Origin of the sequence: Ferruginibacter sp., assembly GCF_031430955.1 — a bacterium.
Classification (GTDB): domain Bacteria; phylum Bacteroidota; class Bacteroidia; order Chitinophagales; family Chitinophagaceae; genus Ferruginibacter.
Window position 1 is genome coordinate 1 of the sequence record NZ_JANPCM010000429.1, and the last position, 10,179, is coordinate 10,179.

Consider the following 10,179-nt stretch of genomic DNA (forward strand, 5'->3'; position numbering starts at 1 on the left):
ATGCTAATAAACAAAGCCGGGATATTAATTTGCTTTTTGCTGGTACAAAATTTTTGTTTTAGCCAGTCTTTTTCTGAAGTGATATTTAAAACCGGCGGGTATTATGGCTATTCTGTTGGTAAAAAAGATGGCGTAAAGAAAATAATGTTATCTACCGGACAAGAATTTATAATAGAAAAAAATCTTAAAGAAAGCTGGTATATTACTTTTGGTATTGAACTAACTTCTTTAAAATATAATTATCACTCTGACACTTTAAACAGTTCAGTTTTTAGTAATAATTATTTTGCTTTAATACCCGTAACACTAAAAAGGTATTATATACTCAGTAAACGATCACATTGTTTTTTAGATTTTGGCTTAGCACCTGCTTATTATTTTTATAATAAGGATGAATCTAAAAGCAGCAGCTTCAAAAAAAATAACCTTGGTTTAAATATTGGTGCAGTTGCAAAAATGGGGTTCAAAACTCAACTTACAAAAAAACTTTCCTTTGATGTTGGGCTGCATTCTTTTCAGGATTTTATTTATTCTTATAAAAATGCCGCTGATAAATTATCAATTAAAAGCAATGGCTTAATGACTTCATTTTATTTGGATATAAAATAACACCCTCTAATCTTTTTAAAATAGCAATAACGTGCATTACTTTCTAGTTTGCGTAACTTAGTGTTTTATAAATGCCCATACAAAAAATAACCATAGAAGAATTTTTGCAGCTTGCAAAGCAGCATCCTGTTTTAGATGTACGCAGCCCCGGCGAATATACTCATGCTCACATGCCAGGCGCAGTAAGTTTGCCTTTATTTACTGATGAAGAAAGAAAAGTTGTAGGCACTGCATACAAACAGCAAAGTAAACAAGAAGCCATTAAAATTGGCCTCGATTATTTTGGATTGAAGATGAAAACTATGGTGGAAATGGTAGAAAGTATAATTGGCAATATGCAATTATCAATAAACAAAAAGCGAAAGGCAACTAAACAAGAAGATACATTGCCTGTTGCCAATTGCCTATTGGTGCATTGCTGGCGTGGCGGCATGCGTAGCGCAGGTGTGGCATGGTTGTTAGATTTATACGGGTTTAAAGTATATACTTTAGCTGGTGGTTATAAAGCTTACCGTAAATGGGTGCAGGCACAATTTGAAAAAGAATATCCATTTAAAATAATTGGTGGTTATACCGGCAGTGGAAAAACTTTAGTGTTAAATGAAATGTCTAAGCAAAATAAATCAACAATTGATTTAGAAGCATTAGCCAATCATAAAGGCTCGGCATTTGGCGCATTAGGAGAAGCGCCACAGCCAAAGCAGGAAATGTTTGAAAATTTGTTAGCAGAAAAACTTTCAGAAATATCAGAGTATTTAAAAGCCTCCCCTTCCGGGGGAGGTTTGGAGGGGGCTTATATCGAAGACGAAAGCCAGCGCATTGGCAACCTGCAAATACCCATGCCGCTTTGGTACACCATGCGTAAAAGCCCGGTATATTTTTTGGATATCCCTTTTGAAGAAAGGTTGAATTATTTGACGGAAGAATATGGCAAATTTGAAAAAGAAAAATTAGTGAATGCCATCATCCGCATACAAAAAAGATTAGGCGGATTAGACACAAAAAACGCCGTTAATTATTTATTAGAAAATAATCACAAAGAATGTTTCAGGATTTTATTAACCTATTACGATAAATATTATTTAAAAGGTTTACAGAACAGGGAAAATCTTTCATCATTATTAAATAAAATACCCTGCTCAGGCGTTGATACATCGGTTAATACACAAAATCTATTATCATGCAATACCGTAACAGCTTAAAACTAATAATTATACTGCTTTTGCCACTGTCGCTTTTGGCACAATCAACCGAAGAAAAAGATATTACAGGCTTGTGGAAAGGGTTTATGTATAATGATACCACTCAACAAAATTACCGTTACGAAATTGCCATAAGCCGTGAAAAAGGAAAATTGTTTGGTTATTCTCACACCTATTTTATTTTAAATGATAAAGAATACCACGGCGTAAAAAAATTAAAAATTAAAAGAGATGGCGATGATATTATTACAGAAGAATCGGATTTAATTGTACACAATTATCCTATAGCTCCGGCAAAAGGCGTACACCAAAAAAATACTCTCATATTGCAAATAAAAGATACAGTGATGATATTAAGCGGACTCTACGCCACTAACCGAACAAGAGATTACAGGCCGCTTACCGGTTATGTACATGTAGAAAGAAAAAAAGATTACAGCCAGAGTGCTTTAGTACCACATTTGCAGGAACTTAATCTTGCTAAAAACTTATCTTTTTTAAAGGAAGAAAGTACACCACCTTCATCTGAAACTATTGCGGTGTTAAAACCGATAGCATCAGACGAGGAAGAAAAATTAATTGTGTTTGCAGCAAAAAAACAAGAACCCGATAATAAAATAAAACCAACCACTGCGCCGGTTGTAAAAGAACCTGCCATTGTAAAAATTGAAACACCCAAACCTGCAGAACCAATAATTACTAAACCGGTATCAACAAAACCAAATGAGCCTGTTGTTGTAAAAACCATACCGGTAAAACCTGCAGAAACAGTAATTGCAAAACCTGCACCGGTTGTTAAAAAACCTGAACCTGTTGTTGTTAAACCTGCGCCTGCAAAACCAACAGAAATTATTGTTGCAAAAACAGATCCACCAAAAGTTGTAACACCTGTTGTTGTAACACCAGCGCCTGTTAAAATTGTTGCTCCAACTTATCCCACAGCAGCAACAGATATGGGCAAACGAAAAATTGAAAATATACAGGCTTTATATTTTAAATCGGACAGTTTACAATTAACATTGTATGATAATGGTGAAGTAGATGGTGATACCGTAAGTGTAATAATGAATGGTGTTGTAATTATGCCCAGGGTTGGTTTAAGTACCAATGCGGTTAAAAAAACTATTGATACTAAAGAAGCCGGCGACAGTATTCAACTGGTAATGTATGCCGAATCTTTAGGCAGCCTGCCACCCAATACCGGTTTGTTGATTGTGTACGATGGTAAAGACCGCTACGAAATAAGGTTTAGCGGCGATATGCAAAAAAGTTCAGCGATTGTTTTTAGGAGAAGAAAAAGCCCCCTCTAACTCCCCCGAAGGGGGAAATAAGTAGAAGACAGGAGCGAAGAAAAAAATTAATACAGACTAACTTATGAATAAAAGTGGTTCAAAATCTCAAGATGCAAAAGCCCCTCTTCAGGAGGGGTTTGGGGAGGCCCGGCTTACCCAATATTCTCATGGCGCCGGCTGCGGCTGTAAAATTGCTCCCAAAATTCTGGATGAAATTCTTAGCAGTAATTTCACCATGCCCGACAATGATAAATTAATTGTAGGCAATCACAGTAAAGATGATGCAGCAGTGTATAATTTAGATAATGGCATGGCCTTAATTTCCACCACCGATTTTTTTATGCCGATTGTAGATGATCCTTATGAGTTTGGAAGAATAGCTTCGGCTAATGCTATCAGTGATGTATATGCTATGGGAGGAAAACCCATTTTAGCGATTGCTATTTTAGGGTGGCCCATAAATATTTTACCACCGGCTGTTGCACAAAAAGTAATTGATGGCAGCAGAAGTATTTGTAAAGAAGCCGGTATTTCATTAGCAGGAGGCCACAGCATCGACAGTCCTGAACCCATTTTTGGTTTAGCAGTAAATGGATTGGTGCCAATAGAAAATATTAAACAAAACAACGTAGCAAAAGAAGGTAATGTGTTGTTTTTAACCAAGCCCTTAGGCGTGGGTATTTTAACTACAGCAGAAAAAAAAGGTATTTTAAAAGACGAGCATGTGGGTATAGCCGCAAAACAAATGATGCAGCTGAATAAAGTAGGTGAAGCTTTGGGAAAAATACAAGGCGTTACTGCAATGACGGATGTTACCGGTTTTGGCTTATTAGGTCATTTAGTTGAAATGGCTGAAGGCAGCGGCTTAAGTGCCGTTATTGATTTTGAAAAAGTACCGGTTATAATTAGAGATATAAAAAGTTATGTAGATCAAAAAAGTGTACCCGGCGGCACCAACAGAAACTGGGACAGTTATGGAGAAAAGATCGGCGATATAACCGATTATCAAAAAGCAATACTTGCCGATCCGCAAACCAGCGGCGGTTTATTAATTGCTGTTGATATAAATGCTGTTGATGAGGTAAAAGATATTTTGGAAAAAAATGGACTGGAAAAGTTTACAATGGCAATTGGAAGTATGGTTGCTAAAGAAGAAAAAATAGTAAATATAATATCTTAAAAATTTTCTTATTTCTCTTTAGCTGATACTTGGCTGCAAAGCATCAATTTTTTTCGCCAGCTTTTTATCTTTATCAGTAACAATATCACCAGCATCATGTGTGCTTAACCAAATTTCTACTTTATTGTACACATTAGTCCATAAAGGGTGATGGTCCATTTTTTCTGCTTCAATGGCAACCCTTGTCATAAAAGCAAATGCCTCAGAAAAATTTTTGAATTCAAATTTTTTATAGAGGGTGTTGTTTTTTTCTGTCCACATAGTAAGTAATTTATAATTAATTATTCATTAAAAAATAAGGTGCTGCTTGTGTTTAATTTTTTCATTCGTCATTTCGTTCACCAGTTGCACACCAGGTAACGATTTAATGGATTGCATTAATGATTTCAATTCTTCTGAACTTACCGTTTCGCCTTTTATCAGCCACAAAAAATCGAGGTGCTTAAATTCGGGCAACAAATATTCTCCATCAAACTGGTTGTTGTATAAATAATGTACCAGGCAGGTAGAAGGCACTGCATATTCGTAAATAGAAAAAAAATATTTGCGTTGTTTTTTGGTAAGCTGTATTTCAAAATCGTTATTCACCCTGAAATTAAAACCCAGTATTTGATTTAGCTGCCAGGTAAACTGGTAATCTTTAACAGGCGCAACAATACCTAATAACAGGGCATCTTCAAAAAACTCCTGCGCTAAAGTTTCGTTGTCTATTTTAAGTTTCATTTATACTATACCATTACTTTTTAAAACAGCTTCAATTTCTTTTTTAGTTATTGTTTCTCTGTCTGCTTTATCATAAATTGAAATCAGATAAATTTTGGAATCAATAATTTTTACACAAGTAATTACTCTTGCACCACCACTTTTTCCAGAATGTTTAGAATCGATTTTCATTCTTATTTTGTAGCAATTATTACCAAGAGATTCGCCTGTGGCGGGATTTTTTTCTAATGCTACGAGCAAGTCTTCAAAATCATTGGGGAGAGAAATATATTTTTTGCTTAATTGTTTTATTTCTTTTTGAAACTGTGGAAGTGCAACGATATTAATTTTTGCCATTTTTTAATTCTTTTAATAAATCTGCACCCGATTTTGCTTTCAATTTTCCCTGCTCTACAAGTTTCATTTCTTTGAAGCCTTGCGATAAAGCCGCTTTTCTTTTTTTACTCATTCCAGACTTCGGTAAAATATTTTTTTCTTCTCTTACTTCTAAAAAAGCAAACGACTTTAAAAGCTCTTTGGTAAAGGCTGCTTTATTTTGTTTTTTTATTTTTACAATGAGTGTTTCCATAACTTAAAGTTAACCAATTAAAATACAATATCAAACATCAGCTCCTCATTCCCTCTTTTCACTTTTACTTTTGTTGCATCACCCTTATTAAATTTCCCCAATGCACCCATATAACTTTGTACATCGGTAAATTTTATATCGCCTAATTGCGTAATTACATCACCTGCTTTAATACCAACTTTTTGTGCAGTCTTACCCTCGCTAACACCATCAACCCTTACACCGCTGCCGATGTAGGTGTAATCGGGCATTATGCCTAATGTAACTTTAAAACTGCTTTTGCCCATCGATTGGATTTCTCTTGTTTTACTAAAAGAAAGTTTACCTTTTTTATTGGCAGCTTCAATAACAGTATAAATATATTTTACCACCATCAGCTCACCATTGTAATTTATTTTATCTGCATCATCGGTTGGTTTATGATAATCGCTGTGTACACCGGTAAAGAAAAATAACACGGGAATATCTTTTCTGTAAAAAGAAGTATGATCGCTGGGGCCGCTGCCGCTGCTGTCGAATTTTATGGTAAAGAATTTATCTTTATTGGTAAGCAATTGTCCCCACACAGGTGAGGTACCATAGCCACCAATACTAAGGCCATGGGTGCTGTCGTTTAACCGGCCTACCATATCCATATTTATCATATAATTGGCACTGCTTAAATTTACTGGCGAATGCTCGGTAAAATATTTGCTGCCAAATAAACCCAACTCTTCTCCTGAAAAAGAAACAAATAAATAATTATTGTTTTTAAGTTTTGATGCTCTTAATAATTTACTTATTTCAATTAATGCCGCTGTACCACTTGCATTGTCATCGGCACCGTTATGTATTTGGGGTTTTGTTCCTGTAAATAAAGAGTTATGATCTTCGCCATAACCCAAATGATCGTAATGTGCACCCAGTATAATGGTGTTGGCGGCACCATTATCTATAAAACCAATTACATTATGGCCGGCCCTTGTTTTATCACCAATGTCAACTTTTAATTTTATATCCAGCGTGGCAGTTTCATCATACAAATATTTTTTCTTTATGCTTTCAGTAACATACAGCACCGGAATCTTTACTCTTTCGCTTTTAGCTTTTGGTTCAAACTTTAATTCATCTTTAATGCCGGAAGTATTGTAAATAATTAAACCCGTTGCCCCTTTTGCAGCAACATCATTTGCTTTTGTTTTTATGGCATCGGTTAAATCAAAATGAGGATTATCTTTATTTTCTTCCAGCTTATCTTTAATATCCCAAAACCAAACGGTACCGCTTTCTCTTAAAGCTATTGACGGAGCTGCCTCTACCGATTCATTGGCAGAAAATATAAAAGGAAAATATTCTTTCTCCAGCTCTAAATCAAACCCATTAATAAATAAATGTGTAGAAGGGTTTATCTGCAGGCCTTCATTTACTTCAAAAGCCTGGATAAAACTGCCATTATCGCCTTTAGCGGTTAATCCGCTTTTGGTAAACTCTGTGCTTATGTATTCATACGCTAATTTTTCGCCTGTGGTACCGGTTCTTCTGCCTTCTAATTTATCATCTGCTAAGTAAGCAATATGTGTTTGAAGATTAGTTAAAATAATTTTATCGGCTTTTTTTATTTTTTGGGCAACAGCAAATTGAGAAGTAAGTACAGCAAGGCAAAGAAAATATTTCATAAAAGTTGTTTATTGAGGTGGAACAAAGGTAATTCAGCTAATGAGTAAATAATTAAATATTATGCCAAAAATTTAAACTCTTTGTTAATGATTGTTTATTTGGTTAAGAGGTTAAAAGAGAAAAGAAGGAAAAAGGGATTACAGTATTTTTCCTTTAGACTCTTTTCCCCTTAGCCAGTCTTATGTTTAAAAACCTTGTTTCCTATTTCGTAACCACAAACCATATATTGCCATTATTTTTGTGCCACATAAATTTTGACAAAAAAATTAAACATAGCATTAGTAGGTAATCCTAACAGCGGTAAAAGTTCCCTTTTTAATTCCTTAACCGGGTTGAACCAGAAAGTGGGCAATTTCCCGGGTGTTACAGTAGATAAAAAAACGGGCAACAGCAATATTGCCATTGGCTTTGACGCAAACATTATTGATTTGCCCGGCACTTACAGTTTGTATCCTAAACGGGCCGATGAGTGGGTGGCCTATAAAGTTTTATTAAACCAGGATGAAGATGTAAAGCCGGATATGGTGGTGTTGGTTGCAGATGCAAGCAACCTTAAGCGTAACCTTTTATTCTGTTCTCAAATTATAGATTTAAAAATTCCGGTAATAGTGGCGCTTACTATGATGGATTTGGCGGGACGCAAAGGAACACAAATAGATATACCGGGATTGGAAAGAGAATTAGGTGTTCCTATCATTCCTGTAAATCCCAGGAAAAATAAAGGAATAGCGCCGCTTAAAAAAGCCATTGAACTTGCTGCAGAAAAACTAGATCAGGCACCACCAAGGGATTTTATAGATATTAATTCTATAGCAGGTGCGCCTATTACTGCACTAAAAAAACATTTCCCCCACATTAGTAATTACAGGGCAGTACATTATTTAATTAACCACGAAAATTTTTTACTGGATAAAGCAACACAAACGCAAATAGAAAATATTGAAATAGAAAATAAATTTAACCCTACAAAAACACAGGCAGAAGAAATAATGCAACGCTACAGCCGCATAAAACATATTATGCAGCAAACCGTGGTAGAAAGCGACCCTTTGCAAAAAGCATTGTTAACTGAAAAACTGGATAACATTTTGCTGCACCGCCACTGGGGTTATATCATTTTAATTGTGGTGTTGTTTTTATTATTTCAAAGTATTTTTTGGGTGGCACAATACCCAATGGATGCTATTGAATGGACGTTTGGAAAATTGGGAGGTTTTTTCGGAGACAATTTACCACAGGTATGGTGGAGCGATTTATTAATTAATGGTGTGCTGGCCGGGCTTAGCGGCATATTAATTTTTGTACCGCAGATAATGATTTTATTTGGGCTGATTACTCTATTGGAAGATACCGGTTACATGGCAAGGATAAGTTTTTTAACAGACAAGCTCATGCGTAAAGTGGGCCTTAATGGTAAAAGCGTAATGCCTATGATCAGTGGTTTTGCCTGCGCTGTACCGGCTATTATGAGTGCCCGTAATATTGAAAATAAAAAAGAAAGATTGCTTACCATAATGATTACACCACTTATGAGCTGCAGTGCAAGGTTGCCGGTGTACACCATTTTAATTGCATTGATCATTCCTTCAAAACTATATTTTGGTTTTTTAAGTGTACAGGGTTTGGTAATGATGGGCCTGTATTTATTAGGCACTGTAATGGCATTAATTGTGGCCTGGGTAATGAAGTGGTTTATAAAAAGCACCGAACGCAGCTTTTTTATTTTAGAACTACCGGTGTACCGTGGCCCAAGATGGCGTAATGCTTTAACCACGATGATTGAGAAGGCAAAAATATTTGTGTTTGATGCCGGTAAAGTAATAATGGTAATAAGTTTGTTGCTGTGGGCATTAAGTACTTACGGCCCCAAACAAAAAATGCAGGCGGTTACTCAAAAATACGAACAGCTTATTGCTGCCAATCCTGCACAGGCAAAAGAATTAAACAAACAACGCAAAACCGAATTATTACAAAGTTCTTTTGCCGGCACATTGGGCAAAGCCATTGAGCCAGCCATTCGCCCCCTTGGTTACGATTGGAAAATTGGCATTGCTTTAATTACTTCTTTTGCAGCACGTGAAGTTTTTGTGGGCACTATGGCTACTTTATACAGTGTAGGTGAAGATGCTGATACCAACAACAGCACCCTGCGACAAAAAATGGCAGCGGCTGTAAGGCCCGATGGCACAAAGGTGTACGATCTTGCCACCGGTTTATCTTTATTAATATTTTATGTACTGGCCATGCAATGCATGAGTACACTTGCAGTAGTGAAAAGAGAAACCCGTAGCTGGAAATGGCCAGCAATACAATTAGTATACATGACAGGGCTGGCGTATTTTATGAGTTGGTTGGTGTATGTGATTTTTAAATAACCCATCCTCATTTATTAAAGTTTTTTATTCAGGCATCATTTTATACTTATATAGTGTCATATCTGCAAAACTGCTTATTATGAAGATGCTATTATACAGTTTGGGTATCATTTTATTTGTCTCCTGTAACTGGCGCACCAACAAACCTGCTATCGACAGCAGAGATTATTCTAAAAAAATAATGGGTTGGAAAGCCAAATATGCCGCAGATACCGCCGTAAAAAAAGTAAAATTTTACAATACAGCCCGGCCGATGATTGCAGCGGGTAAAATTTATGTGTTCGGTAATACCATCTTTCAAAACGATATTGGTAAAGGCATACACCTTATTGATAATTCTTCTCCGTCAAATGCACAGCGTGTAGCATTTATTGAATTAGGTGGTAATACTGATATATCTATTAAAGGGAATTATTTATACGCCAATAATTATAATGATATGGTGGTTATTGATATTACCAACATCACTGCACCGGTAGAAATAAAAAGATTTAAAGGAGTGTTTAACACTATGGATTCACAACGGCCTTATACATGGCAGGCTCCGCCCGATACAGGTTTTTATGAGTGCCCG

Annotated in this window: 11 protein-coding genes; 6 read left to right on the top strand and 5 right to left on the bottom strand. The window is 35.9% G+C overall.

Annotated features, from left to right (window positions below; genetic code table 11):
* The 4 genes from ACY65O_RS11875 to selD all read left to right on the top strand — a co-directional run.
* Nucleotides 1-609, top strand: a 609-nt coding sequence (locus ACY65O_RS11875) for a hypothetical protein (protein WP_462221068.1), incomplete at its 5' end; no start/stop codon positions are given.
* A gap of 71 nt (nucleotides 610-680) precedes the next feature.
* Entirely contained in the window at nucleotides 681-1,811 is a 1,131-nt protein-coding gene (mnmH, locus tag ACY65O_RS11880; RefSeq protein WP_462221069.1) for a tRNA 2-selenouridine(34) synthase MnmH, read from the top strand.
* Nucleotides 1,790-3,121 (top strand): hypothetical protein, encoded by a 1,332-nt coding sequence (locus tag ACY65O_RS11885; RefSeq protein ID WP_462221070.1) that lies wholly within the window; start codon nucleotides 1,790-1,792, stop codon nucleotides 3,119-3,121. The genes mnmH and ACY65O_RS11885 overlap by 22 nt, the downstream gene beginning before the upstream one ends.
* 64 nt (nucleotides 3,122-3,185) lie before the next feature.
* Entirely contained in the window at nucleotides 3,186-4,283 is a 1,098-nt protein-coding gene (gene selD, locus ACY65O_RS11890; RefSeq protein WP_462221071.1) for a selenide, water dikinase SelD, read from the top strand.
* A gap of 18 nt (nucleotides 4,284-4,301) precedes the next feature.
* Here the strand turns inward: selD and ACY65O_RS11895 are convergent, their stop codons facing one another.
* The 5 genes from ACY65O_RS11895 to ACY65O_RS11915 are packed head-to-tail and all read right to left on the bottom strand — an operon-like array spanning nucleotide 4,302 to nucleotide 7,229.
* Nucleotides 4,302-4,544, bottom strand: a complete 243-nt coding sequence (locus ACY65O_RS11895) for a 4a-hydroxytetrahydrobiopterin dehydratase (RefSeq protein WP_462221072.1) — start codon at nucleotides 4,542-4,544, stop codon at nucleotides 4,302-4,304.
* Nucleotides 4,545-4,571: 27 nt separating this feature from the next.
* Complete coding sequence (locus tag ACY65O_RS11900; protein ID WP_462221073.1) at nucleotides 4,572-5,006, bottom strand: IPExxxVDY family protein; 435 nt, start codon at nucleotides 5,004-5,006, stop codon at nucleotides 4,572-4,574.
* Entirely contained in the window at nucleotides 5,007-5,342 is a 336-nt protein-coding gene (locus tag ACY65O_RS11905; protein WP_462221074.1) for a type II toxin-antitoxin system RelE/ParE family toxin, read from the bottom strand.
* Complete coding sequence (locus tag ACY65O_RS11910) at nucleotides 5,329-5,574, bottom strand: hypothetical protein (protein ID WP_462221075.1); 246 nt, start codon at nucleotides 5,572-5,574, stop codon at nucleotides 5,329-5,331. The genes ACY65O_RS11905 and ACY65O_RS11910 overlap by 14 nt, the downstream gene beginning before the upstream one ends.
* A gap of 17 nt (nucleotides 5,575-5,591) precedes the next feature.
* Nucleotides 5,592-7,229, bottom strand: a complete 1,638-nt coding sequence (locus ACY65O_RS11915) for a M28 family peptidase (RefSeq protein WP_462221076.1) — start codon at nucleotides 7,227-7,229, stop codon at nucleotides 5,592-5,594.
* Nucleotides 7,230-7,484: 255 nt separating this feature from the next.
* Between ACY65O_RS11915 and feoB the strand changes: the two genes are divergently transcribed.
* Entirely contained in the window at nucleotides 7,485-9,605 is a 2,121-nt protein-coding gene (gene feoB, locus ACY65O_RS11920; protein ID WP_462221077.1) for a ferrous iron transport protein B, read from the top strand.
* Nucleotides 9,606-9,684: 79 nt separating this feature from the next.
* A partial coding sequence (locus tag ACY65O_RS11925; protein ID WP_462221078.1) for a hypothetical protein occupies nucleotides 9,685-10,179 on the top strand: 495 nt, incomplete at its 3' end.

Bases quoted from the DNA above. Each gene is read 5' to 3' on its own strand.
- ACY65O_RS11915 (WP_462221076.1), bottom strand. From the start codon at position 7,229: ATGAAATATTTTCTTTGCCTTGCTGTACTTACTTCTCAATTTGCTGTT.
- ACY65O_RS11895 (WP_462221072.1), bottom strand. From the start codon at position 4,544: ATGTGGACAGAAAAAAACAACACCCTCTATAAAAAATTTGAATTCAAA.
- ACY65O_RS11900 (WP_462221073.1), bottom strand. From the start codon at position 5,006: ATGAAACTTAAAATAGACAACGAAACTTTAGCGCAGGAGTTTTTTGAA.
- ACY65O_RS11905 (WP_462221074.1), bottom strand. From the start codon at position 5,342: ATGGCAAAAATTAATATCGTTGCACTTCCACAGTTTCAAAAAGAAATA.
- ACY65O_RS11885 (WP_462221070.1), top strand. From the start codon at position 1,790: ATGCAATACCGTAACAGCTTAAAACTAATAATTATACTGCTTTTGCCA.
- mnmH (WP_462221069.1), top strand. From the start codon at position 681: ATGCCCATACAAAAAATAACCATAGAAGAATTTTTGCAGCTTGCAAAG.
- ACY65O_RS11910 (WP_462221075.1), bottom strand. From the start codon at position 5,574: ATGGAAACACTCATTGTAAAAATAAAAAAACAAAATAAAGCAGCCTTT.
- selD (WP_462221071.1), top strand. From the start codon at position 3,186: ATGAATAAAAGTGGTTCAAAATCTCAAGATGCAAAAGCCCCTCTTCAG.